The 25,027-nt window shown below is 60.7% G+C and carries 23 protein-coding genes; 12 read left to right on the forward strand and 11 right to left on the reverse strand.

The window, feature by feature from the left end; translation table 11 throughout:
• Positions 1–390: 390 nt before the first annotated feature.
• The 4 genes from J3P81_RS23445 to J3P81_RS23460 form a co-directional block, all read right to left on the reverse strand.
• Positions 391–591 (reverse strand): hypothetical protein, encoded by a 201-nt coding sequence (locus tag J3P81_RS23445; RefSeq protein WP_420766407.1) that lies wholly within the window; start codon positions 589–591, stop codon positions 391–393.
• A gap of 243 nt (positions 592–834) precedes the next feature.
• A complete protein-coding gene (gene aguA, locus J3P81_RS23450) occupies positions 835–1,941 on the reverse strand; it encodes an agmatine deiminase (protein ID WP_420766408.1) in 1,107 nt (368 codons plus the stop codon).
• A 3-nt stretch (positions 1,942–1,944) separates the two neighbouring features.
• Positions 1,945–2,823, reverse strand: a complete 879-nt coding sequence (gene aguB, locus J3P81_RS23455) for an N-carbamoylputrescine amidase (protein ID WP_434561174.1) — start codon at positions 2,821–2,823, stop codon at positions 1,945–1,947.
• A gap of 251 nt (positions 2,824–3,074) precedes the next feature.
• Positions 3,075–5,987 carry an aminotransferase gene (locus tag J3P81_RS23460; RefSeq protein WP_434561176.1) on the reverse strand — a complete coding sequence of 971 codons (2,913 nt, stop codon included), beginning with the start codon at positions 5,985–5,987 and terminating at the stop codon, positions 3,075–3,077.
• 198 nt (positions 5,988–6,185) lie between these two features.
• Here J3P81_RS23460 and rfbB point away from each other — a divergent pair, with 198 nt between their 5' ends.
• Genes rfbB through J3P81_RS23495 form a run of 7 tightly spaced genes read left to right on the forward strand, consistent with a single transcriptional unit; the run spans position 6,186 to position 13,280 of the window.
• Positions 6,186–7,268 (forward strand): dTDP-glucose 4,6-dehydratase, encoded by a 1,083-nt coding sequence (gene rfbB, locus J3P81_RS23465; protein ID WP_434561178.1) that lies wholly within the window; start codon positions 6,186–6,188, stop codon positions 7,266–7,268.
• Positions 7,265–8,140, forward strand: coding sequence for a glucose-1-phosphate thymidylyltransferase RfbA (rfbA, locus tag J3P81_RS23470; protein ID WP_420766412.1), 876 nt, complete (start codon positions 7,265–7,267; stop codon positions 8,138–8,140). Before rfbB ends, rfbA begins: the two co-directional genes overlap by 4 nt.
• Complete coding sequence (gene rfbC / locus J3P81_RS23475) at positions 8,137–8,682, forward strand: dTDP-4-dehydrorhamnose 3,5-epimerase (RefSeq protein WP_434561180.1); 546 nt, start codon at positions 8,137–8,139, stop codon at positions 8,680–8,682. Before rfbA ends, rfbC begins: the two co-directional genes overlap by 4 nt.
• The gene (rfbD, locus tag J3P81_RS23480; RefSeq protein ID WP_434561182.1) at positions 8,679–9,560 is read left to right on the forward strand and encodes a dTDP-4-dehydrorhamnose reductase; all 882 of its coding nucleotides are present in this window, start codon (positions 8,679–8,681) and stop codon (positions 9,558–9,560) included. Before rfbC ends, rfbD begins: the two co-directional genes overlap by 4 nt.
• A gap of 35 nt (positions 9,561–9,595) precedes the next feature.
• Entirely contained in the window at positions 9,596–11,404 is a 1,809-nt protein-coding gene (locus J3P81_RS23485) for a sensor histidine kinase (RefSeq protein WP_420766415.1), read from the forward strand.
• A complete protein-coding gene (locus J3P81_RS23490; protein ID WP_420766416.1) occupies positions 11,401–12,792 on the forward strand; it encodes a sigma-54-dependent transcriptional regulator in 1,392 nt (463 codons plus the stop codon). The genes J3P81_RS23485 and J3P81_RS23490 overlap by 4 nt, the downstream gene beginning before the upstream one ends.
• A gap of 32 nt (positions 12,793–12,824) precedes the next feature.
• Positions 12,825–13,280 (forward strand): thioesterase domain-containing protein, encoded by a 456-nt coding sequence (locus J3P81_RS23495; RefSeq protein WP_434561184.1) that lies wholly within the window; start codon positions 12,825–12,827, stop codon positions 13,278–13,280.
• A 68-nt stretch (positions 13,281–13,348) separates the two neighbouring features.
• Here the strand turns inward: J3P81_RS23495 and cysQ are convergent, their stop codons facing one another.
• Together cysQ and nudE are read right to left on the reverse strand one after the other, a co-directional pair.
• Complete coding sequence (cysQ, locus tag J3P81_RS23500; RefSeq protein ID WP_434561186.1) at positions 13,349–14,176, reverse strand: 3'(2'),5'-bisphosphate nucleotidase CysQ; 828 nt, start codon at positions 14,174–14,176, stop codon at positions 13,349–13,351.
• On the reverse strand, positions 14,173–14,739 hold the full coding sequence (nudE, locus tag J3P81_RS23505; protein WP_434561188.1) for an ADP compounds hydrolase NudE: 567 nt from the start codon (positions 14,737–14,739) through the stop codon (positions 14,173–14,175). Before nudE ends, cysQ begins: the two co-directional genes overlap by 4 nt.
• An 89-nt stretch (positions 14,740–14,828) precedes the next feature.
• Here nudE and yrfG point away from each other — a divergent pair, with 89 nt between their 5' ends.
• Positions 14,829–15,491 (forward strand): GMP/IMP nucleotidase, encoded by a 663-nt coding sequence (yrfG, locus tag J3P81_RS23510; protein WP_434561190.1) that lies wholly within the window; start codon positions 14,829–14,831, stop codon positions 15,489–15,491.
• Positions 15,492–15,602: 111 nt separating this feature from the next.
• On the opposite strand, the gene lysM is transcribed toward yrfG, so the two are convergent.
• On the reverse strand, positions 15,603–16,043 hold the full coding sequence (gene lysM, locus J3P81_RS23515) for a peptidoglycan-binding protein LysM (RefSeq protein WP_434561192.1): 441 nt from the start codon (positions 16,041–16,043) through the stop codon (positions 15,603–15,605).
• Between the two features lie 135 nt (positions 16,044–16,178).
• Between lysM and J3P81_RS23520 the strand changes: the two genes are divergently transcribed.
• The 4 genes from J3P81_RS23520 (at position 16,179) to J3P81_RS23535 (ending at position 21,064) form a co-directional block, all read left to right on the forward strand.
• The gene (locus J3P81_RS23520) at positions 16,179–17,066 is read left to right on the forward strand and encodes a LysR family transcriptional regulator (protein ID WP_420766422.1); all 888 of its coding nucleotides are present in this window, start codon (positions 16,179–16,181) and stop codon (positions 17,064–17,066) included.
• Positions 17,067–17,159: 93 nt separating this feature from the next.
• Positions 17,160–17,999 (forward strand): formate dehydrogenase accessory sulfurtransferase FdhD, encoded by an 840-nt coding sequence (fdhD, locus tag J3P81_RS23525; RefSeq protein WP_420766423.1) that lies wholly within the window; start codon positions 17,160–17,162, stop codon positions 17,997–17,999.
• A complete protein-coding gene (locus J3P81_RS23530; protein ID WP_434561194.1) occupies positions 17,996–20,344 on the forward strand; it encodes an FdhF/YdeP family oxidoreductase in 2,349 nt (782 codons plus the stop codon). Before fdhD ends, J3P81_RS23530 begins: the two co-directional genes overlap by 4 nt.
• A 237-nt stretch (positions 20,345–20,581) precedes the next feature.
• Entirely contained in the window at positions 20,582–21,064 is a 483-nt protein-coding gene (locus J3P81_RS23535) for a glycine zipper domain-containing protein (protein WP_434561196.1), read from the forward strand.
• A gap of 72 nt (positions 21,065–21,136) precedes the next feature.
• Here J3P81_RS23535 and J3P81_RS23540 read toward each other — a convergent pair whose 3' ends face one another.
• The 4 genes from J3P81_RS23540 to J3P81_RS23555 all read right to left on the reverse strand — a co-directional run bounded on the left by J3P81_RS23540 (position 21,137) and on the right by J3P81_RS23555 (position 24,988).
• Positions 21,137–21,556: an acyl-CoA thioesterase gene (locus J3P81_RS23540; RefSeq protein WP_420766426.1), complete on the reverse strand. Its 420-nt coding sequence runs from the start codon at positions 21,554–21,556 to the stop codon at positions 21,137–21,139.
• Between the two features lie 46 nt (positions 21,557–21,602).
• Positions 21,603–22,829 (reverse strand): 3-hydroxyacyl-CoA dehydrogenase NAD-binding domain-containing protein, encoded by a 1,227-nt coding sequence (locus J3P81_RS23545; RefSeq protein WP_434561198.1) that lies wholly within the window; start codon positions 22,827–22,829, stop codon positions 21,603–21,605.
• Between the two features lie 729 nt (positions 22,830–23,558).
• Positions 23,559–23,792, reverse strand: coding sequence for a DUF7683 domain-containing protein (locus J3P81_RS23550; protein ID WP_434561200.1), 234 nt, complete (start codon positions 23,790–23,792; stop codon positions 23,559–23,561).
• Positions 23,789–24,988 carry a colicin E3/pyocin S6 family cytotoxin gene (locus J3P81_RS23555; protein WP_434561202.1) on the reverse strand — a complete coding sequence of 400 codons (1,200 nt, stop codon included), beginning with the start codon at positions 24,986–24,988 and terminating at the stop codon, positions 23,789–23,791. Before J3P81_RS23555 ends, J3P81_RS23550 begins: the two co-directional genes overlap by 4 nt.
• Positions 24,989–25,027 lie beyond the last annotated feature (39 nt).

Raw genomic sequence — 25,027 nt, forward strand, 5'->3', positions numbered from 1 at the left:
TTTTCCTTGTACGGGTTGATTCGCACTGCAACCGGCAACCGGAATGGCGCTTTAGCGCTCTTTATTCGGACTCTTGCTCCTGGAAATAATAAAAAGGCCCGCCCACGAATCATCGTGTCGGGCCTTTTTATTATTTAAGAGTCATGGCTGTTAGCCACAGGCGTGGGCGAATCCTAGTCGCGCCCGGAAGCCTGTGTCAATTTCGTGAATCTTCTGAAATCAGGCAAAAAATTTCCGGAAACGGATTCAAGTAAGCATGCGGTCCAAGCGGATGTCGGGTGGGTTGAGACGCCACCATGGTGAGCAAGCCGTTTACATGAGCGGGTAAACAGTCGCTCATAAAAAAAGCGCTGCCCTCGCGGTCAGCGCTTTTTATCAATCCGTTGAATTCTATCCTTGCATCACATCCCACAACGCTTCCAGCTCCGCCTCGCTGAACAGGCCAGCGGGATAGCGTTCCATGATCATCCGGCGCGGATCAGGTTCCCTGATCTGACGCGTTCCGTTGGATTTCAACCACTGCGCCACGGCTTGAAGCGACTCACCATTTACAGCCAAAGGATGGCATGTGCGCTCGCTAATCATGTTCATTCCAGCGCCCTCCTGGTTGATGAGCGGCCAATCTATCCGAGGTTTATGACAAAACAACGCAGCTCCACTGCCCCAGAACTGCCGAAATAACGATACAAGAGCTATGCCAATGTCATCGCGCTGGTAGCCCGCCAGACACAAAAAAGCCCGCGCCCCAATCAGGACGCGGGCTTGCCGGGATGGATCCAAAAACACCGGCATAGAGCCGCTGCGATGAGTGTCACCCGGCTGTTACATCGCCACTCATTTTATGCGCGGCGCCGGCTGCTGTTGGGTAAGGCAATGGATGTTTCCGCCTCCCAGTAACAGTTCCCGACCCGGTACCATGACCACTTCATGCTCCGGAAACAGGCTTTGCAGCAGGTCCTTGGCCGGACCGTCCAGCGGGTCATCGAAACTCGGGGCAATGATGCCGCCGTTGACGATCAGGAAGTTCACGTAGGAACCGGCCAGGCGCACAGTCGGATTGCGCTCCTGGGATCCTTCCACCGCGTCAACGCCCGAGCATTCTTCCTCGGTGGCGTACAACGGCCCGGGGATCGGCATTTTATGCACTGTGAACGGGCGCCCCTTGGCGTCGGTGCTGTTTCGCAGCACCTCCATCGCCCCATGGCAGCGGGCATGATTGGGGTCCTGCGGATCGTCGGTCCAGGCGAGCAGCACTTCACCAGGGCGCACGTAGCAGCAAAAGTTATCCACGTGGCCATCGGTTTCATCATTGAACAGGCCGTCCGGCAGCCAGATGATCTTGTCTACCGCCAACTGGGCGCTGAGCACCGCCTCGATGTCCTCGCGGCTCATGTGCGGGTTGCGATTGCGGTTGAGCAGGCACTCTTCGGTGGTGATCAACGTGCCTTCGCCATCGACGTGAATCGAACCGCCTTCGAGTACAAAACCTTCGGTGCGATAGCGCGGGCTGCGCTCGATTTCGAGAATCTTGCCGGCCACTTGTGAATCGCGATTCCACGGCGAGTACAGCCCACCGTCGAACCCGCCCCAGGCATTGAAATCCCAATCGACGCCGCGAACTTCGCCGTTGTCATTGACGACGAACGTCGGGCCGGTATCCCGGACCCAGGCGTCATCGCTGGACATTTCCACCAAACGAATATTCGGCACATCGAGGCGCGCCCGGGCGTTTTCATACTGGGCAGCGGACACCGCAACGGTCACCGGCTCGAAACGGGCGATGGCCTTGGCGACCGCGACATGGGCAGCCTGCGCCGGCTTGCCGCCCAGGCGCCAGTTGTCCGGGCGCTCGGGCCAGATCATCCAGACCTGAGTCTGAGTCGCCCATTCGGCGGGCATGTGGAAACCGTCCGCGCGCGGAGTGCTGTGCAAAGTTGTCATCAATCAGGACTCCAGTGAGCCGTCGAGGGTTTTGATCGCGCCGTACAGGTTCGGCCGTCGATCACGGAAAGTGCCCCAGGCACTGCGAATGTGTTCCAGCTCGTCAAGGTCGAAGCTATGCACCAGCACGCCTTCTTCGGTTTCGTCCAATTCCTGGACCTTCTCGCCAAACTGATCGGCAATGAACGACGAGCCGTAGAACGTGATGTCGTAGCCATCCTGCTCTTCGTTGCCGATGCGATTGCTGGCCACCAGCGGCATCAGGTTGGCGCCCGCATGACCCTGTTGCACGCGTTGCCAGTGATCGCGCGACGAGATGGTCTTGTCGTGCGGCTCGCTGCCGATAGCGGTCGGATACAGCAGGATCTCCGCGCCTTGCAGCGCCATGCTGCGGGCGCATTCCGGGAACCACTGATCCCAGCAAATGCCTACGCCAATCTTTGCGTAGCGGGTATCCCATACTTTGAAACCGGTGTCGCCAGGATTGAAATAATACTTTTCATGATAGCCAGGACCGTCCGGGATATGGCTCTTGCGGTAGACGCCCAGGTTCCGTCCATCGGCATCAATGATGGCAATACTGTTGAAGCGCGCCCGGCCGGCCAGTTCAAAAAAACTGATAGGCAACACGACCTGCAGCTCCTCGGCAAGTTTCTGGAAGTGCTTGATGGCGATGTTCTCATCGACCGGCGTTGCCAACTGCAGGTAATCCGGGTTCGGCTTCTGGCAGAAGTAGGGCGTCTCAAACAGTTCCTGGAGGAGGATAACCTGCGCGCCTTGGGCAGCGGCCTGGCGAACGAGCTTTTCGGCCGTCTCGATATTGGCTTCAAGATCCCAGGAACAGGCCATTTGAGTAGCGGCTACGGTAACGATACGGCTCATGAATCATCTCCTGGGCGATGGACAGAGCCGCCTTTATAGCCGATAAAAATCGACTTTAAAATAGAATCAGGCCAATTTTCCTTGAAACTATGCTTCTAGAGCCGACAAAAATCGATAAATAACCGCCGGAAAAACTTGTGGGAGCGAGCTTGCTCGCGATAGCGGTAGACCAGTCAAACAATTATCGGCCTGGAACCGTCATCGCGAGCAAGCTCGCTGCCACAGGGGAACAGCGTGGCGTTTCAGATTGGCTACAACCCCTCCTCCAACACCTTCGCCAGCATATCGACGAAGAAATCCACGCTTTGACGCGTGGTGACCATCGGCGGCTTGATCTTGAGAATGTTGAGGTAATCACCGGTCGGCTGCATGAAGATACCCAGCTCGCGCAAACGATCGCACAGCGCCGTTGTTTCTTCAGTGGCCGGTTCGAGGGTGTCGCGGTTGCGGATCAATTCCACCCCCAGGTAAAACCCCGAACCATGCACCGCTCCGACCAGCGGATACCGGTCGATCAACGCCTCCAGGCGGGCCTTGAAATGTCCTCCTACCACCCTGGCGTTTTCCCACAGCTTTTCTTCTTCCATGACATCCAGCACGGCCATGCCGATCTGGCAACTGACCGGACTGCCGCCTGCGGAAGAGAAGAAATACCCCTCGGCTTCCAGCGCCTCAGCGATCTCCCGGCGGGTGATCACTGCCCCCAGCGGCTGGCCGTTGCCCATGCCCTTGGCCATGGTGATGATATCCGGCACCACGCCTTGCTCTTCGAAGCCCCAGAAAAACTCGCCCATGCGCCCGTAGCCAACCTGCACCTCGTCGGCGATGCAGACACCGCCACGCTCGCGCACCATGGCATACACCTGCTTCAGGTAGCCCGGCGGCAATGCGATGCCGCCGGCGTTTCCGTACACAGGCTCGCAAATGAAACCGGCGAGCTGGCGTTTCTGCTCGGCGATTTTCGCCAGGTTGTGCTCGACGCTGCGCACGTAGTCTGGCGCACTGTCGACCCCGCGGAATTCACCGCGATAAGTGTTCGGCGCTGTCACCGGGTGCACCCAGTCTGGACGGCTGCTGAGGGCCTGGGGGTTGTCGGCGATGGACGTCGAGACCGCGTCCGCCGCCACCGACCATCCGTGATAGGCCTCCAGCACGCTGAGCATGTCGCGCCCGCCGCTGTAGGCCCAGGCCAGGCGGATCGCCAGGTCATTGGCCTCGGTGCCGCTGTTGACCAGAAACACCCGGTCCATGTTCGACGGTGCCAGCGCCAGCAGGCGCTCGGAAAACTCGGCGATCGCCGCATAGTGAAAGCGCGAGTTGGTATTGAGCAGCGACCACTGCCGGGCCGCAACCGCCGCCATGCGCGGATGGCCGTGCCCCAACACCGCGACGTTGTTGAGCATGTCCAGATAGGAGCGGCCCTGCATGTCGATCAGGTGATTGCGCCAGCCGCGCTCGATGCGTGGCGGGTCGACGTAGTAGTGTTTTTGCGACCGGGCGAAACTCGCATCGCGACGGGCCAGGAGCGCCTCGGGGTCGATTTCCGGCTCAGCATCGCAAGCCAGCCCCAGCAACGCCGCGGGCGAGGGGCAAAGCGCCTGCCAAGCCGGCGCCCTCGACGGCGCACAGAACAGCGGCGGCGCCAGATGTTCACCTCGGCACAGTTGGACCCGCAAAGGGCCAGCCACTTCGCCAAGTGCCTGGCCTTTGGTCAACGAGGCCCCGGAACGCAGCGACGAAGACACGCCCCACACATGCAAGCTCAGTTGCGGGCCGTCGAGCCGCAGCAAGCCATTGGCATCCTTGTGCACAACCCCGGCGAAGGGCGACGCCAACGGCGTACCGTGGGGCACATGCAATTCCACGTGCAATGGAAAGGTATCGGGCTCGACGGCACTGTCCGGACGGGTGCGTGAAAGCCGATATTGCCCGTAGCGGCTGGCCGCCAATCCATGCACCGCAGCCGCTTCGCTCAGCAGGCGCTGGTCGATTCCCGCCTGCTCCCAATTGCCGGCCTCGAAATGCGGGCTCAGGACGCCGAGGTCGATCAGGGCGAAATCTCGCCCGACCAATGTCGGCAACAACGGCGCGAAACCCTCGTTGGCGAAAGGCGGCAGGCTGTGGCCGGCGGCGGTGAGAATCGCAGCCTCCATCAACTCGAGCGGCACTGAATGGGCAACATCGAAGATCTCCCATTCATGTTGAAGATTGTCACGGGAGTATTCATTGCCCGGATCGATAGCCACTTGTTGCTCGCCGCTGAGCACCAGCACCGCGGCGCGGGCGACAATCAACGGCCAAAGCGCCATGAGTTCTTCGCGTTGCAACGGATTGACGCGGTGGTAGGCGCGGATCGCCGGCAGGATGAAAAACGGGTCCCCATCGGCGTGATGCAGCAGGGCCGCGCAGGTTACCGACAGATCGGTGATACGCCAGGTGCGGATCAGGTCACCGAAATCGATGACGCCTTGCAGTTGCCATTGGCGCTGGGCGTCCCGCTGCCAGACCACGTTGTCATCGGTGATGTCCATGTGGATCGCTTGCACCGGCAGGCTTTCCTTGAGTGGTTGCAAGCGCCGTTCGGCCTGTTGCGCCGCCTCGGCGATCAATCGGCGTCGTTGTTCATCCTTGATGACGGGCAGCAAATGATCGATCAAGGCCGGCGCATGACGCGCGTCCCACTGCAATGTGCGATCCAGGCCGGGATGATCGAACGCAGCGAGGGCCACGTCCATCTCGGCACACACGCGCCCCAGCCCCGTCACCAGGTCGCGGGAAAGATGCTTGAGCTGGGTCAGGGACTGGCCCTCGATGTACTCCAGCAACCGCACGTGAACGGTTTGCCCGTCGACCTCAAGCGTCAACAGGTCCTTGCCATTGCTGGCCGCCATGACCGCAGGCACCTTTACCGCGCCATGCCCGGCCAGCGCCTTGAGCGCGGCATGCTGGGCCTGGAGCTCCTGGACGGCATAGTTGCCGTGGCAAATCTTCAATACGAACCGCCCGCGGTCGCTGTCGACGCGGTAATTGAGATCCTGATGGCTGCCGAGGGGTCGCAGGTCACCGCTGAGTCCGTAATTCGAGCGCAGCAGCACCAACGCCTGTTCGGCGCTGATCTGTGGGCTTGGCAAACTGGCACGGTGAACCAACGTAGCGAGCGGCATACAACGACCCCTGAGTGGTTTTGTTTTGGATGCTTATCTCGCCATTGAGTCGGAGGATTAGCAACCCCCACTTCTTATTAAGTAGTGAGCCTGCTTCCCTTGGCCCGTTCCCAAGGGAGATTCGCTTGCACGCTCCTCGTCATGCCGACAAGCTATGCTCCATCGCTGTATCGTCTTATCGAAAAAAGGCTTAACCGGATGCGCATTCTCATCACCGGCGGTGCCGGCTTCATCGGCTCGGCTCTCATACGGCATTTGATTCTTGATACCGAACACCAGGTCCTGAACCTCGACAAGCTGACCTACGCTGGCAACCTGGAGTCGCTGAGCAGCATTGATCACGACAGCCGCTACGAATTCGTGCAGGCGGACATCGTCGATCAAGCAACGATCAGCGCGGTGCTGGCGCGGTTCAAACCTGACGCAATCATGCACCTGGCCGCCGAATCCCATGTGGACCGCTCCATCGACGGTCCGGCGGACTTCATCCAGACCAACATCGTCGGCACCTATAGCTTGCTCGAAGCAACCCGTGCCTATTGGCAGGCCCTGGCCGAACCGCAGAAACGGGCGTTTCGTTTCCACCATATTTCCACCGACGAAGTGTATGGCGACCTGCACGGCGTCGATGACCTGTTCACCGAAACCACCGCCTACGCCCCCAGCTCGCCTTACTCAGCCAGCAAGGCAGCGTCCGATCACCTGGTCCGGGCCTGGCAGCGCACCTACGGCTTGCCCGTGCTGCTGACCAACTGCTCGAACAACTACGGGCCGTTCCACTTCCCCGAGAAGCTGATCCCGCTGGTCATCCTCAATGCGCTGGCGGGCAAGCCGTTGCCTGTCTATGGCGACGGCCAGCAAGTGCGCGACTGGCTCTACGTCGAAGACCACGCCCGGGCGCTGCTCAAAGTCGTGACGGAAGGTGTAGTCGGCGAGACTTACAACATTGGTGGCCATAATGAGCAGAAGAACATCGATGTCGTGCGCAACATCTGTGCGCTGCTCGAAGAACTCGCGCCCCACAAACCCGAGGGCGTCGAGCGCTATGCGGACCTGATTACCTTCGTCAAGGATCGTCCCGGGCATGACCTGCGCTACGCTATCGACGCCGGCAAGATCGAACGGGAGCTGGGCTGGACCCCTCGGGAAACCTTCGAGACCGGGCTGCGCAAGACCGTGCAGTGGTATCTGGAGAACCTGCTGTGGTGCCGGCGCGTGCAGGATGGCAGCTATCAAGGCGAGCGCCTCGGCTCGCTCGAAAACAAGGATACGATTGCATGATGAAAGGCATTGTTCTGGCCGGCGGTTCCGGCACGCGGCTGCATCCGATCACCCTCGGGGTTTCCAAGCAGTTGTTGCCGGTCTACGACAAGCCGATGATCTATTACCCGATCTCGGTACTGATGCTCGCCGGCATCAAGGAAATCCTGATCATCTCCACCCCGCAGGACCTGCCCCAATATCGAAATCTGCTGGGCGATGGCGCCCAGTTCGGCGTCCATTTCAGCTACGCCGAGCAGCCGACCCCCGACGGTCTGGCCCAGGCTTTCCTGATTGGCGAGCAGTTCATCGGCAATGATCCGGTCTGCCTGATCCTGGGTGACAACATTTTTCATGGCCAACATTTCGGCGAGCAATTGCAGACCGCCGTCAACCGCCCACGCGGTGCGACGGTGTTCGGTTATTGGGTCAAGGATCCCGAGCGTTTCGGCGTGATCGACTTCGATCCCGAAGGACGCGCCGTCTCCATCGAAGAAAAACCCGCCGCCCCCAAGTCCAGCTATGCGGTGACCGGCCTGTATTTCTACGACAACGACGTCATACAGATCGCCAAAGCCATCAAGCCGTCCAAACGAGGCGAACTGGAGATTACCGACGTCAACAATGCCTATCTGCAACGAGGGGACTTGCATGTCGAGCGCTTTGGCCGCGGCTTTGCCTGGCTGGACACCGGCACCCATGACAGCCTGCTGGAAGCCTCGCAATACGTTCAGACCATTGAGCATCGCCAAGGCCTGAAGGTCGCATGCCTGGAAGAAATCGCCTATCAACAGGGCTGGGTCAGCCGCGAGCACGTATTGGAGCGTGCCAGTTACTTCGGCAAGACCGGCTACGGCCAATACCTGTTCAAGATTGCCGGAGAAACACGTTGAATGTTATCGCCTCGCGACTGCCGGAAGTCTTGATCCTCGAGCCGAAGGTCTTCGGCGATGATCGCGGCTTCTTCTATGAAAGTTTCAATGCCCAGGCATTCACCGAAGCCACGGGGCGCACGGTGCAGTTCGTCCAGGACAACCATTCGCGCTCGGCCAAGGGCGTGCTGCGCGGCCTGCATTACCAGATCGAACAAACCCAGGGGAAACTCGTGCGCGTCACCGCCGGCGAGGTACTCGACGTTGCGGTGGACATTCGCCGCAGCTCGCCGACATTCGGCCAGTGGACCAGCGTACGCCTGTCGGGACAGAACCATCGGCAGCTGTGGATTCCCCCTGGATTTGCCCACGGTTTTGTCGTACTGAGCGACTCGGCGGACTTTCTCTACAAGACCACCGATTACTATGCCCCGTCAGCCGAGCGCTGCATTCGCTGGGACGACCCCGACCTGGCGATTGACTGGGAGTTGCCAGGCGCACCGATCCTGTCGCCCAAGGACCAGGCCGGCAAGGCCCTGCATGAGGCCGATCTGTTCCCATGAGTACTTCCTCGCGCATCTTGATCATCGGCCGGAACGGCCAGGTCTCCCAAGCCCTTCAAAAGCGCCTGGCCGGCATCGGCGAACTGACGGTGCTGGGCAGCAGCCAGCTCGACATGGCCCGACCCGATCACCTGCGCGCGCCTATCGAGGCGGCGCGGCCCGACCTGATCATCAACGCCGCCGCCCATACGGCGGTCGACCAGGCCGAGAGCGAGGCGCAGCAGGCCTTCGCCATCAATGCCATCGCACCGGGCGTGCTCGCCCAGGCGGCGCTCGAACTGGGCGTGCCGCTGATCCACTACTCCACCGATTATGTCTTCGACGGTCGCAAGCACACCCCCTACACCGAGGACGACGCGCCCAACCCGCTGAGTGTCTACGGTCGCAGCAAGCTGGCGGGCGAAGAGGCCATCCGCCAGGCGGGCGGAGAGCATCTGATCCTGCGCACCAGTTGGGTGTATTCCAACGCGGGACGCAATTTCCTGTTGACCATGCAGCGTCTGCTGCAGGAAAAGCCCCATCTGCGCGTCGTCTCGGACCAGATCGGCGCACCGACCTGGGCGGGGACAATCGCCGAGAGCACCGCGAAGCTGATCGAGCGCTGGCAAGCTGGGCAACGCGGCGCCTGGGGCACCTATCACCTGACAGCCCAGGGCCAGACATCCTGGTTCGGATTCGCCCAAGCCATCGGTGAACACCTGGTCGAGCAGCACAAATCCTGCGCCGTGCTTGAAGCCATCGCATCGAGCGAATACCCGACCCCGGCGCCGCGTCCGTTGAACTCGCGCCTGGACTGCGCCCGGCTGGCCAGGGAGTGGGGCGTGAGCCAACCAGACTGGCGAAGCGCGTTACAGCAGTGCCTTGCCGGGCAAGCCTAGGCATAATGCGCCTGTAACCCCAGGCGCAGACTCCCATGACCTCCACCCTCCCCCGCAGACCTCGTTGGCGCAGCCTGGCGTTGCTCGCGCTGTGCCTGGCACCGTTGCTGTGGCCGCTTGAGCATCTGGCCGAGCGCTACTACCGCAGCGAACTGGCCGGGCAGAACAGACAGACACTCGACCTCTACGTCGCCAACCTGCTGGGGACGTTGCACCGCTACGAAGTACTGCCCCAGATACTCGGCGAGCTGCCGGCCCTGCGCGCGGCCTTGTCGACACCGGACGATGGCGTCACCCAGGGCAATGCCAACCGGTTATTGAAAAACATCAGCGCCCAGACCGGCGCCGAGGTCATGTACCTGATGGACGCCACGGGCAAGACCCTGGCGGCGTCTAATTGGGATAAGCACGACAGCTTCGTCGGTCGCAATTTCGCCTTTCGCCCTTATTACATCGAGGCCATGGCCGGGCGCCTGGGACGTTTCTTCGGCCTGGGCACCACATCGGGCAAACGCGGTTATTTCTTCGCTGCCGCCGTGCATGATCGCGAAAAAGTCATCGGCGTATTGGTGGTCAAGGTGGACCTGGACCACACCGAAAGCCTATGGGGCAAAACGCCCGAACAGCTCTTGGTGACCGACCACAACGGCGTGGTCATTCTCACCTCGCGCCAGGAATGGCGCTTCCGCTCGACGCGGCCCCTGAGCGATCCGGAAAGCAAGGCGATCAGCGCGATACAACCCTACCCTACTCGTGACCCCAAGCCGCTCAACCTGGACCCCAATGCCTGGCTGACCCAGACCCAGGCCATCGAAGAAACCGGCTGGAATGTGAGCATCCTGGCCCCGCGCACCCTGATTGACCGCCCGGTGCGCACGGTGGTCGTCATCGGCGGCGCGGCATTGCTGGTCTTGATGCTGTTGCTCGGGTTGATGATGCAGCGCAGGCGCCACTACCTGGAAAGAATCGCCTTCGAGGCCAAGGCCCGTCATGAATTGGAGGGCCGCGTCGCGGAACGCACCAGCGACCTGGAGGGCCTCAACCGTCGTCTCAAGCAAGAGGTGCTGGAACGCGAGCACGCCCAGCAGGAACTGGTCCGTGCCCAGGATGATTTGGTGCAGGCCGGCAAGTTGTCGGCGCTCGGCACCATGTCGGCCAGCATCAGCCATGAACTCAACCAACCGTTGGCGGCGATCAGAAGTTATGCCGAAAACGCTGAAATACTGCTCGATCACCAACGCACCGACGACGCCCGTGGCAACCTCAAGCTGATCAACGAACTGACCGGGCGCATGGCGTCGATCATCGCTCACCTGCGCGCCTTCGCGCGCCGCGACCGCCACGCCCCGGAAAGCGTCGCGCTGCAACCGGCGCTGGACGATGCCCTTGCCTTGCTCGCCAAACGTCGGCGCAGCATGGAAGTGGAGTTGATCCGTGACCTGCCCGCCGCCACCTTGTGGGTCGAGGCCGGTGAAACACGCCTGCGCCAGGTGCTGGGCAACCTGCTGGCCAATGCCCTGGATGCCCTGACTGAAAAAGGTCCGCCGCGTAGACTCTGGCTCAGTGCCCAGGCGACCGAAACCGGCGTCAACCTGTACATCCGCGATAACGGCCCGGGTTTCTGCATGGAAGCCCTCGGCCGCGCCGGCGAGCCGTTCTATACCACCAAGACTCGCACCCAGGGCCTTGGCCTGGGGCTGGCAATCTGCGACACCCTGATGCGCGCCTTCGGCGGCGAATTGTTGTTCGCCAACCACAAGGAAGGCGGCGCCCTGATTACCCTGAAGCTGCGGGCGGGTGCGCCCGGGGTGAGCCTGCAACCGTCCGAGGACCGTAGTGTATGACCATCGAAAACCAGATTGAGGTGGTGCTGATCGACGACGATCCCCACCTGCGTCAGGCCCTGAGCCAGACCCTCGACCTGGCTGGGCTGAAAATCCTGCCACTGGGCGAGGCCAACGGCCTGGCCGGGCAACTGCCGAGGGATTGGCCAGGCGTGGTGGTCAGCGATATCCGCATGCCCGGCATGGACGGCCTGGAACTGCTGGGCCAACTGCACGCCCAGGACCCGGACCTGCCAGTGCTGCTGATTACCGGCCATGGCGATGTACCGCTGGCCGTGCAGGCAATGCGCGCCGGGGCCTACGACTTTCTCGAAAAACCCTTTGCCAGCGATCATCTGCTCGACAGTGTGCGTCGGGCCCTGGCTTTGCGGCGCCTGGTCCTGGATAACCGCAGCCTGCGCCTGGCCCTCAGCGATCGCCATGAACTCAGCGCCCGGCTGGTAGGACAATCGTCGCCCATGTTGCGCCTGCGCGAGCAGATCGGTGCCTTGGCAGCGACGCGCGCCGACGTGTTGATCCTGGGTGAAACCGGCGCCGGCAAGGAAGTGGTCGCCCGCGCGCTGCACGATCTTTCGAGTCGACGCAACGGGCCGTTCGTGGCGATCAACGCCGGCGCTTTGGCCGAGTCAGTGGTTGAAAGCGAACTGTTCGGCCACGAACCCGGCGCCTTCACTGGCGCGCAGAAGCGCCGTATCGGCAAATTCGAATTCGCCAATGGCGGCACGTTGTTTCTCGATGAAATCGAAAGCATGAGCCTGGACGTGCAGGTCAAATTGCTTCGCCTGCTGCAAGAGCGGGTGGTGGAACGACTGGGTGGCAATCAGCAGATCCCCCTGGACATCCGTATCGTCGCCGCCACCAAGGAAGACCTGCGCCAGGCCGCCGATCAAGGCCGCTTTCGCGCCGACTTGTATTACCGGCTGAATGTCGCGCCGCTGCGCATACCGCCGTTGCGCGAGCGCGGTGAGGACGTGCTGATGCTGTTCCAGCATTTTGCCGATGAGGCCAGCGCCCGTCATGGCCTGCCGCCCCACGAACTGCTACCGGCCCACCGGGCGCTGTTGTTGCGCCATGACTGGCCGGGCAACGTACGCGAATTGCAGAACGCCGCCGAGCGTTTCGCCCTGGGCCTGGAGCTGGCCCTGGATAACAGCGCGCCGGAAGGCCAGCCAGGCGCCCCGGTGCAAACCGTCAGCGGCGGTTTGAGCGAGCAGGTGGAGAACTTCGAAAAAACCCTCATTGCCGCCGAGCTGGCACGGCCCCACAGTTCAGTGCGCAGCCTTGCCGAAGCGTTGGGCATTCCACGCAAAACCCTGCACGACAAGCTGCGCAAGCATGGGCTGGCCTTCGGCGACAATAGCCCAGGCCAGGCCGACGATTCCGATTGAGTCCTGCCACCCACCGTTAGAAGAGGGCCCGCATGAACCGCGACAGCCATTATCTGGAAACGATCCTGCACCGGGACATCCCATTGACCCGGGACATGGGCCTGAAGGTGCTCCAATGGCAGGCCCGCCAGCTGCGTCTGTTCCTGCCGCTCGAGGCCAACGTCAACCACAAGAGCACCATGTTCGGGGGGAGCCTGTATTGCGGCGCGGTGCTGGGTGGCTGGGGCTGGTTGCACCTGGCCTTGCGCGAGGAGGGAGTCGAAGACGGACACATCGTGATCCAGGAAGGGCAGATCAGCTATCCGCTGCCCGTGACCCGAGATGCAACCGTCATTTGCGACGCGCCCGATGAAAAGACCTGGAAACGTTTCGTGGCGACTTATAAGCGCTACGGGCGGGCGCGGCTGGCATTACAAACGCGGGTGTTGAACGTCGACAGCGAGAATGTGGCGGTGCAATTCGAAGGGCAATACGTTTTGCACCGCTGATCATCGTTGATTCACGTGGCGAGGGAGCTTGCTCTCACAAAAGCATCCGGCCAGAAATCAGCCTTGGTTCAAGAGCGGGCAAGCTCCAACAGCTTCCCACGCCACGCCGCTTTCGCCGGCAGCGCCAGGAACGAAGCATTCAACAGCGACTCGCGCGGTGGATAGCGGAACGGTTCGCCGCTCAGGTCCAGCACCTCGCCGCCCGCTCCTTCGAGTACGCCCTGGGCGGCGGCGGTGTCCCACTGAGACGTTGGCGCCAAACGGGGGTAACAATCGGCGGCGCCTTCAGCCAACAGGCAGAATTTCAGCGAACTGCCGATGTTGGTCAGTTGCAAGGCGCCGAGGCTCTCACTCAAGCCGGCCAACAGGCGCTCCTGCTCCGCACTGGTGTGGCGCCGGCTGGCGACCACGGTAAAGGCATCACCAGGCGCTAGCGCGTTACGCACCGTGATCGGCGAAGGCTCGACGCCTTTCTCGCCACGCCAGGCCCCCAGCCCCACGCCACCGACGTAGAAACGGCCATTGGTGGGCATCGAGACCACGCCGAACACCACCCGCCCTTCTTCGACCAAGGCGATGTTGACGGTGAACTCTTCACTGCCCGAGATGAATTCCTTGGTTCCATCCAGCGGGTCCACCAGCCACCAGCGTTTCCAGGTAGCGCGGACGCTTTGCGCGATATCGGCGTCCTCCTCTGAGAGGATCGGAATATCCGGCGCCAGCGCGGTCAATCCAGCGACGATGACATCGTGGGCGGCCATGTCCGCGGCGGTTACAGGCGATTCATCCGCCTTGTGCGCAACTTCTACATCGGCGCGCCAGAACGGCAGGATTGCCGCGCCGGCCCGAAGCGCCAGTTCGATCACCGGGACCATCAGCGCGTGAGGAAGAATCATGGCAGGTAGGCTCCACGCTGGGTCAGCAGGTCGCGGGCCAGATACAACGCCGCCAGCGCCCGTCCCTCGGTGAATTGGGGATTCTGTGCAAGGGCCGAGAGCTCGCCCAGGTTGATCTTGTCCACTCGCATCGGCTCGGGTTCGTCGCCCTCCAGCCGCTCTTCATACAGGTCGGTCGCCAGCACCACTTGGATCTTCTGGCTCATGTAGCCAGGCGACAACGACAGCTCCGTCAGGTGTTCCAGCTGACGCGCGCCAAAACCGGCCTCTTCCTTGAGCTCGCGCTCGGCCGCCGCCAGCACGTCTTCGCCCGGCTCGACCAAACCCTTGGGCAATGACCACTCATAAGCGTCGGTACCGCCACAATACTCTTCCACCAGCACGGCATGGTCGGCATCGAGCATCGCGACAATCATCACCGCGCCGTAGCCAGGGCTCTTGGCCGCCAATCGCTCGTAAGTGCGCTCCACACCATTGGAAAAACGCAGCTTCATTTCTTCCACGCAAAACAGGCGGCTGGTGGCGACGATCCGTCGGTCGAGTATGGTGGGTTTCTGGCGCATAAACGGCTCCCTGGGCGATAGCGGGCTACTATACCCGGCCTATTCTGATTGTTTGTGTCGGATATCCGATTACCGCTGGAGAAGTTTTTATGGCCTTGTTGCCTTGGCACGCGATCGACACGGTCCTGCTGGACATGGACGGCACCCTGCTGGACCTGCATTACGACAACCATTTCTGGCTGGAACACCTGCCTCAGCGCTACGCCGAACTGCATGGCGTCAGCCGCGCGATGGCCGAGATGGAGCTGCAACCGCTGTTCGAGCGCAACGCCGGCCAGTTGCAGTGGTACTGCCTGGACTTCTGGAGCGCGGAGCTGAAGCTGCCGGTGCGCGAATTGAAACTGGAAACCGCCCACCTGATCGCCCTGCGCCCCGACGCCGATACGTTCCTGGCAGCGATCCAAAGGGCCGGCAAACGCGTCGTGATGATCACTAACGCCCATCGAGACTCGCTGTCGCTGAAGCTGGAGCGTATCGAGCTCGCCCCGTATTTCGAGCGTTTGATCAGCTCCCACGATTACGGTTTCCCCAAGGAAAACCCGCAGTTCTGGGACGCCCTGCAAGCGGACCTGGACTTCGACCCCACTCGCAGCCTGTTCATTGACGACACCTTGCCGGTCTTGCGCAGCGCCCGTGATTTCGGCATCGCGCATCTGCTGGCGGTCAGCGAACCGGACAGCCGCAAGGGGCCGAAGGATACCGGGGAATTCGAAGCGGTCGGGGATTATCGGGATTTGATTGCCGGGCTTTGAACCGCGCTGCCTTCATCGCGAGCAAGCTCGCTCCCACAATGGTTTCGCCGCGAACCAAAGCCTCTGTGGGAGCGAGCCTGCTCGCGATGAAGGCGCCGCAAATGCGGCAGTCTATTCCGGAATACGCAGCACCTGCCCCGGATAGATTTTGTCTGGGTGCGAAAGCATCGGCTTGTTGGCTTCAAAGATCTTGTTGTACTTGTTGGCGTCACCGTACTCGGCCTTGGATATGGCGCTGAGCGTGTCACCCTTCTTCACGGTTACGAAACGTGCGGCCTGCGCTACCGGCCCAGTCACGGTGATCTGATCGTCAACACTGCCGACACCTTGGATATTGCCCACAGCCAACAGGACCTTTTCTTTTTCCTCCTGGCTCGAGACTTCACCGGTCACGATGACTTTGTCACCTTCAACGGTCGCTTGGATATTGGGGTTGCCCAGCCCGACTTTATTGATGTGCTCCTTCAATTGCTCACCGGCATTGGCATTACCGGGGGTCAGGAGATCGATAAGTCTCTCACCCGCCTCCTTCACAAAACTAAAAAGACTCATGGCGCTTGCTCCTTGGAATTGAATGTCCAGACGCAAAGCCTAGACCAAGCCCACCGAGCCCGCCTTCCAACCGACCAATGACCCCAACACGCCCAAAGCGCTAGAATCCCAATCTTCCCGCGCCAAGGAGTGAAGATGGACATCAAGCAGCTGAAATTTCTCATCGCGCTCGACGAAACCCGCCACTTCGGCCAGGCTGCCGCCCGTTGTCACATCACCCAACCCACCCTGTCGATGCGTTTGCGCAGCCTGGAAGAAGAGCTGGGCCTTCCGTTGGTCAACCGCGGCCAGCGTTTCGAGGGTTTTACCGCGCCAGGCGAACGGGTGCTGGCTTGGGCACGCACAGTGCTGGCGGCCTATGACGGGCTTCAGGCCGAAGCGGCGGCCTGCCGTGGCAACCTGGTGGGTACGCTGCGCCTGGGCGTGGTGCCGCTGTCGGATTTCGACCCGCTGTCGATGATGCAACGCCTGCACACCGAGCACCCGAGCCTGCGCTTCGAATTATCGTCCTTGAGTTCGGAGCGCATCCTCGAACAATTGGCGAACAACCGCATCGACCTGGGCATTTCCTACATGGAACGCCTGGATAACGAGCGCTTCGAATCCTTGCCCTTCAGCCACACCCGCATGGGCCTGCTGTACGACCAGCGGTTTTTCTTTTTTGGCGAAGAACCGCTGAGATGGGAATCACTGGTTGAACTGCCCCTGGGCATGCTCACCAGCGGCATGCATTTTCGCCAATCCATCGATCACGCGTTCCATAGCCGAGGCCTTGCACCTCAACCGTTGCTGCAAACCGACGCCGTGCATCAATTGCTGCAAGCGGTGCATGGCGGATTGTGCTGCGCGGTGGTCCCATTGGACAGCGGACTGAACGTCATGACCGAGGACTTGCGCATCCAGCCCATCGAAAACGCCCAAACCCTTGTTCCGCTTGGGCTGATCATGCGTCGCGGGGCTCCGCGTTCGGCGTTGGCGGAGGCTTGTTTCGCCCTTTACCAGAAATCAATAACCTTTCCTTGATCGACGTCATCTATTGAAAGATCAGTAATAGCGATTAGACGTGGCAGATTGCCGCATTTAGTCTTAGCACTATTCCTACTTTCAGTGATGCCCATGAACGACAAGCCTCAGGCCTGTCCAGTGCCTGACGTGGAACCTTCCACGCCAGCCGCCAGCCAGAGCTATCGCTACTGCAACCTGGAGCACTTCGAATCGGCCAGCGCCGCGCTGGCCGAGGAAGTGGCGTTGGCCATTGCCTATAACGGCATCAGCCAAGCGGTGATGCTGGTCACGCCAACCGATCTCGAGGATTTTATCGTCGGGTTCAGCCTGGGCAGCGGCATCATCGAGGATCCAGCGGACATTTACGACTTGCAACTGAGCGGCGCCGGTTCGGCCCAATATGCCCAGGTCACCATCGCCAATCGCGCCTTCTGGAATCTCAAAGAGCAACGTCGCCAAATGGCCGGCACCAGTGGCTGCGGACTCTGTGGCGTGGAAGCCGTGGAACAGGCGCTGCCCGACCTCAAGTCGCTGCCCGGGGCACCCTTGCCACCAGCGCAATGGCTCGATGGCCTGCGTCAACGCATCAGCCAGTTCCAGCCCCTGGGCCAGCACTGTGGCGCCGTCCATGCGGCATTGTTCATGAACGCCAACGGCGAGTTGCTGATGGGCCGCGAAGACATTGGCCGGCACAACGCTCTCGATAAATTGATCGGCGCGTTGATCCGTCAGCAAATCCCGGTGGCTGGTGGCGTGGCAATCGTCACCAGCCGTTGCAGCCTCGAATTGATCCAGAAAGTACTGCGCGCCGGCATCCAGACGTTGGTCAGCCTGTCGTCGCCCACGGGCCTTGCCGTGCAATGGGCCCGCCAACACAACCTCAACCTCATCCACCTGCCGCAAAAAAGTGCGCCGCGGGTCTACAGCCCTGCGATGGAGAAACAAGCGTGAGCAATTATCAACAAGCCAACCAGAAACCCGCACCGCGCTACAAACCCTACAAGGGCCCAGCCGGTGGTTGGGGCGCGCTGATCAGCGTTGCCCAGGCCTGGCTGACCAGCGATAACGCGCTGAAAAACATCCGCATGATGCTCAAGACCAACCAGAACGGCGGCTTTGATTGCCCTGGCTGCGCCTGGGGTGATTCGCCAGAAAGCGGCATGGTGAAGTTCTGTGAGAACGGCGCCAAGGCGGTGAACTGGGAAGCGACCAAACGTCGTGTCGACGCCGCTTTTTTTGCCAAGCACAGCGTCACGTCATTGCTCGAGCAGAGTGACTACTGGCTTGAATACCAGGGGCGCCTGACGGAGCCGATGCAATACGACGCGCAAACCGACCGCTACAAGCCCATCAGCTGGGATGCGGCATTTGCCTTGATCGGAAAACATCTGCAGGGGTTGTCCAACCCGAACGAGGCCGAGTTCTACACCTCGGGCCGGGCCAGCAACGAGGCAGCTTATCTCTATCAACTGTTCGTGCGCGCGTACGGCACCAACAATTTCCCCGACTGCTCGAACATGTGCCATGAAGCCAGCGGCGTGGCCTTGTCCCAGAGCGTGGGTGTCGGCAAAGGCACGGTGACATTTGACGACTTCGAGCATGCCGACGCGATCTTCGTCTGGGGCCAGAACCCCGGCACCAACCACCCACGGATGCTCGAACCGCTGCGCGAAGCCGTGAAGCGCGGCGCCCAGGTCGTATGCATCAACCCGCTGAAAGAGCGTGGCCTGGAGCGCTTTCAGCATCCGCAACACCCGCTGGAAATGCTTACCAACGGTGATAAACCCACCAATACCGCGTATTTCCGTCCAGCCCTGGGCGGAGACATGGCCGTGCTGCGCGGCATGGCGAAGTTCCTGCTGCAATGGGAGCGTGAAGCACAGAACAGCGGCGGCCCCGCAGTATTCGACCATGGGTTCCTCAACGAACACAGCGTCGATGTCCTGGAATACCTGGCGGTCGTCGATGACACCCCATGGGAACAAATCGCCGAACAATCCGGCCTGACCCTGGCCGAGATCGAGCAGGCCGCGCGCATGTACGCCAAAGCCAGCAACGTGATCATGTGCTGGGCGATGGGCATTACCCAGCACCGCCATTCCGTCGCGACCATCCAGGAAATCGCCAACCTGATGATGCTGCGTGGCAACATCGGCAAGCCAGGCGCGGGGCTTTGCCCGGTGCGAGGGCACAGTAATGTGCAGGGCGACCGGACCATGGGCATCAACGAGCGTCCGCCCGTTGCGTTCCTCGACGCGCTGGAGCGGCGTTTCCAGTTCAAGGTGCCGCGTGAAAACGGCCATAACGTAGTCGAGGCGATCCACGCCATGGCCGAGGGCCGGGCCAAGGTATTCATCGCCCTGGGCGGCAACTTCGCCCAGGCTACTCCCGATAGCCACCGCACCTTCCAGGCCCTGCGCAATTGTGACCTGACCGTACAGATCAGCACCAAGCTCAACCGCAGTCATCTGGCCCACGGGAAAGATGCGTTGATCCTGCCGTGCCTCGGTCGCACCGACATCGACCTGCAAGCCGAAGGCTCCCAGGCCGTGACCGTGGAAGACTCGTTCAGCATGGTCCACGCCTCCAATGGCCAATTGCAGCCGTTGTCGAACCAGATGCGTTCGGAGCCGTGGATCATCGCCGGCATCGCTGCCGCCACGCTGGGCAGCCGTCCGGTGGATTGGAACTGGCTCGTGGCCGATTACAGCCGCATCCGCGACCTGATCGCCGAGACCATCCCCGGCTTCAAGGACTTCAACCAGAAACTCAAGAATCCCGGTGGCTTCTATCTGGGCAACAGTGCCGGTGCCCGTCGCTGGAACACACCGTCAGGCCGCGCCAACTTCAAGCCCAACCGGTTGCCGACCGACCTGCTCCACGAGCGGACCCGAGCCACAGGGCAATTGCCGGACCTGATCCTGCAGTCCATGCGCTCCCACGACCAGTACAACACCACCATCTACGGCCTCGATGACCGCTATCGCGGTGTGAAAGGCCAGCGTGACGTACTGTTTGTCAACGAAGCGGACATCATCCGACTGGGCTTCAAACCCGGGCAAAAGGCCGACATCGTCTCGCTGTGGGACGACGGACGCGAGCGGCGGGTCAAAGGGTTTACCTTGCTGGCCTTCGACATCCCGGCCGGACAGGCCGCCGCCTACTACCCGGAAGTGAACCCGCTGGTGCCCTTGGAAAGTACCGGTGACGGCAGCCACACCCCGACCTCGAAGTTCGTGGCGATCCGTCTGGAAGCGGCGAGCGAGAACGGGCTGATCATGGCCAAGTCGGCTTGAGTCAATCCTGGCGTTGAACTGGCCTTGCCGGGCACTTTCAGACGCCCATGAAAAAGGCCGTTTTCCAATGAAAACGGCCTGTCTGAAGTAGCTAAAGACCGGCAAAATCTACTTAAGTTCCGCTATGAAAACAGTAACTTAGCGAATTGTGCACAAGTCGTGTTACTCGTCGGATTTCGATTGTAACCAAGCGAAGCCAGCCTCAGGATCGCGCCGTCATCCCTTTGAGGCTCCTCTATGAAGTTCTCCTCCATTCTCTTGTTGTCCCTTAGCCTGGTCAGTGGCGTCGCGTCTGCCGGCGGTACCGCCGAAGCAGGTGTAGGCGGCGCATTGGGCGGGGTTTTGGGTTCGGTCGTCGGCCAGTCCCTGGGCGGCAACACCGGCTCCACTATCGGCGCGGCCCTGGGCGGCGCGGGCGGTAGCGCAGTCGGCGCAGACAAACATAGCCGCGGCGAAGCGGCAATCGGCGGCGCACTGGGTGCAGCCGGCGGTAACGTGGTCGGCCGCAGCGTGGGCGGCTCCACGGGCAGCCTGATCGGTGCCGCAGCGGGCGGTGGCGCCGGTGGCGCACTGGGTAACTACATGGGCAAGGACGACGATGACGACCGTTACGAAGGTCGCCGTAGCGATCGCCGCTACTACCGCGATGGCCACCGGGGCCGCGGTCATGCCTACGGACATCGCAAGCACAAGCACAAGCATCGCTATCACGACGATTGACGGCCGGCTTGACCCGTACCGTTAGATGATCGCAGCCTTCGGGAGACTGACCGGAGGCTGCGATTTTTCGTTTCAGGGTACCAATCGTTCCAATGCCTCGCGTAGCCGACCCGGGATCGGCACTGGCTGATTCGACATCCGGTCCACGAACACATGCACGAAGCGCCCCGCCGCGCAGGCCTCCTGCTCGTTCTCCTTGAACACCGCCAGCTCGTATTGCACCGAACTGTTGCCCAGCTTGGCGACCCGCAGGCCGATCTCGATCCGGTCCGGAAATGCGACCGATGCAAAATAGTCGCAGGCTGAACTCACCACGAAACCCACTACTTCGCCGTCATGGATATCCAGTCCACCGGCCTCGATCAGGTAGGTATTCACCGCCGTATCGAAAAAGCTGTAGTAGGTGACGTTATTGACGTGACCGTACACATCGTTGTCGTGCCAGCGCGTAGTCACCGGCTGGAAATGAAAGTACTCGGTGCGCTGGGGCATCTCTTGTCCTTGGTTGTGCAGTGTTGTGGGGAAGACAGGCTGTCGGTTATCGCTGCGAGAAACCCTTGCCTTGCGCCGCCAACTCTCCGATCAGGCGAGCAGGCTTCCATTGATCCCCCTGCTTCGTCTCAAGGTCTACCAAGCGTGCATGGATGTCCGCAAGGCCTTGCTGATCAGCCCAGGCCATCGGGCCGCCCTTGTCAGCCGGGAAGCCATAGCCGTTGAGATACACCAGGTCGATATCGTGGGACGACTCGGCAATGCCTTCCTGGAGAATCTTCGCACCTTCGTTGACCAGCGCCAGCAAGCAGCGTTCGAGGATCTCATCGGCGTCGATGTCACGCCGCTGGAAACCCAGGTCCTCGCTGACCCGCTGCACCAGCGCATCGACTTCTACATCGTGTTCAGCCTGCCGGCTGCCCGGCTCATAGTGGTAATAACCGTTGCCACTTTTCTGGCCGAACCGACCCAACTCGCACAAGCGGTTGTCCACCTGCACCTCGGGGGCATCCTGCCCTTGGCCCGCCAGCTCCCGGGCGCGCCACTCCAGATCGATCCCGACCACGTCGTACATTCGAAACGGTCCCATGGCGAAACCAAAACCCTGCAGCGCCGCATCCACCTGATGGGGGAACGCACCCTCCAACAGCATCTTGCGCGCCTCCAGCACATAAGGGTGAAGCATTCGGTTGCCGATGAAGCCGTGACAATTGCCCGACACCACGCTCACCTTGCCCATGCGCTTGCCCAGCGCCAGGGCAGCGTCCAGCACAGCCTTGGACGTTTGTGCGCCGCGCACGATCTCCAACAACTTCATGATGTGCGCCGGGCTGAAGAAGTGCAGGCCCAGCACTTGCGTTGGCCGACGCGTGGCGGCGGCAATGGCATCGATATCCAGCGCCGAGGTGTTACTTGCCAGGATTGCCTCGGGCTTGAGCATGCCGTCCAGCTCGCGAAATATTTTCTGCTTGAGTTCGAGGTTCTCGTAGACCGCTTCAATGACCAGGTCCACGTTGCGGATCGCCGCGTAGTCCTGCGCCCGCGCAATACGGGCGATCCTGGCGTCGGCTTCGCTTTGTTCGAGTCGGCCCTGGCGGACGTTATGGGCGTAGGTATCGGCCACCGTGGCCAGCGCCTGCTCCAGCATTTGTGGATTGTTATCGACCCACTGCACCGTTACGCCAGCGTTGGCCAGGCACATCACGATGCCCCGCCCCATGGTGCCTGCGCCGACTACGGCGGCGCGCTGGATATCGAAGGATGTCTGGCTCATGTTTGCTCTCTTGTTGGCGATCCAAAGACTGCTTCACCTTAGTCAGCCATCGACATTTTTTGAAATTTATTCGTGTGATGGAGGGCATTCAGCGGATGGATGGAGCTCAGAGTTGCGCCAGGGTCCACCGACGAATCTCGGCGTATGGTTACTCTTCCAGCGCGGCAAATCCCCGGATCGTCCGGGCCTTCAGCTTGGTGAAGAGCGGCACACTGATGCCGCAGAGAAGCCGGGCGGTGTGCTACTCATGCTTGTATCGAGCAAAGGTAGGGGATGAAAAACGATACCGGATGATACAACCCGGAAGCCTTCTTCTTTTGCCACAGGGCGATACAAATCAGGGCTCTTTGATGTCTCGTCTCTGCTTCCTGGCCGCGTTAAGGTGCGCCGTCATGCTGGGAAATATTCCCCGTGCCAGACGAGCAGGACGCCCGTTACTTTGGAATTCAAGAAGGAAAGATAGTCATGTCGTACAAACTGACATTGCCCACCGCCCTGATCATGTTTCTCTTACTGGGTGGATGCATGAGGCTACCCGAAGTGCCCCCGATGCTAGCGGGAGGCGAAACGCCGCTCGCGGCGTCTGGGACCTGCTGATTTATCGAACCACCCAAACCTTATTTCACCTATACAACCTCGCTTTCCTTGAACAAAGCCTAGTACCTTGAGTTCTTAGGACTTCGAGCGGGGTAATCATTCATGGTGTCGCACCTCGCATAAGTCGGCCTATCAATAGTCATTACAAGTGATTTGAAAAATACAGCTAGAACGGTAGATTTCTTTACCTAAAATCTCCTCGAACTTACTAAGCTGGGCTCTCGTTAGATTATAGCCCTCCCAGCCTTCCTGCTCGTTAGCCCATCCCATGATCTGCTTTGTACGTTCTTCCTGACCTTCAGGTATTTTTTCTTCAAAATCCAGGAATCCGGTTTTCCGATCGAAAGCTTCAATCATATAAATCATGGCTCGACACTCCTGGTTTTGTCTGCGGGTTTAGTTTGCTCTCCCGTGGTCGGACTGTACTCGCCGAGATGTTGTCCACGCTTGGTATACATTTCGACTGTTCCGTGTTGAGAGTCCCATTCCAAAATAATTCCTTTTAGGGTCTTCCAGCGTTTCCTTAGGGCGCCCCCACCCTTGACCCGAGTTTTACGATCAGCGCGCAATGCGTCTGGAAAAGCGATCAGCACCTCCGGAGCTTTATGATACTTGTGGTCCCCAGGAACACTGAGTACGACGTAGATCGGCGAAACCCCAGACCCCACCGGAAACACAAGAATGAAATCCTTGTATTCCGGTGGATAAATCGGATTGACGATAATGCTGTCCGCCATGGGTGTCGGCGGGAAGATCCAGATACGCGGCGCCTGTGGCGCAGCCTCCAAAGCTGGGATGCCCAACGTCGCGCAAGGGTCCACTGCCGGCGTCCAGATCAACTCGACCCCATCGCCAAAATCTGCCACTTGCTGCTCGCCACGCGCCTGGAATGTCACCACCGGGATCATCTCCCAGTCGCGTCTTGACTGGGTGTTGTAGCCATACCCTTTCAGCGTCCCGTCGGCCTGGGTTTCGACATGTAGGCGAACCCGGCTGCGCGCTTTTTCAAGGGACCTTAGTTGCTCTTCGGTGTACAGCGAACCATCGCCCAGGTTCGAGGGCATCAGCAGCCCAACCAACCCCACCAGCGCGCCGGCCGCCACGGGTGCCGTGACGGTCGCGCCAGCGCCAAGGGAGGCCAAAGCGGTCCCACCCAGTGCGAGCGTGCCAAAACTCGCCGGTAACGCTCCGCTGATGGTCTTCAGCGGTACGCAGCCTGACGCGTCAACCTCCCGACCGCCCAACAATTTGAACGCACCATAGGCGCTCAGCAGTTCCGTCGGGATGTAACCGGTTGGATTGTGATAGTCGATGATTGCATCGGGCAGTTCGCAGGATTTGGCGAACACACAGCCCTTGATGCTCGGTGCATCCCTCTGGCTTGTCTGGCCCAGCCGCTGGCTCATGTATTCCTCTTGCCGAGCGAGCATGTCCTCATGGGCTTTAAAATCGGCGTCTCTTTTTGCCAGCTCGCCCGGGGTCATGTCCCGCAGGACTCTGTAGCGCCTTTCGCCACCGCGGTACTCCCAGACCTGAGGGATATCGCTTTTACCTTTCGCCATGCTTCGTCCTTGCTCGGTCAGCGCCGGCTCAATACAAGC

The sequence above is a fragment of the Pseudomonas sp. R1-6 genome, assembly GCF_051132115.1.
In the GTDB taxonomy this organism is placed as follows: Bacteria; Pseudomonadota; Gammaproteobacteria; order Pseudomonadales; family Pseudomonadaceae; genus Aquipseudomonas.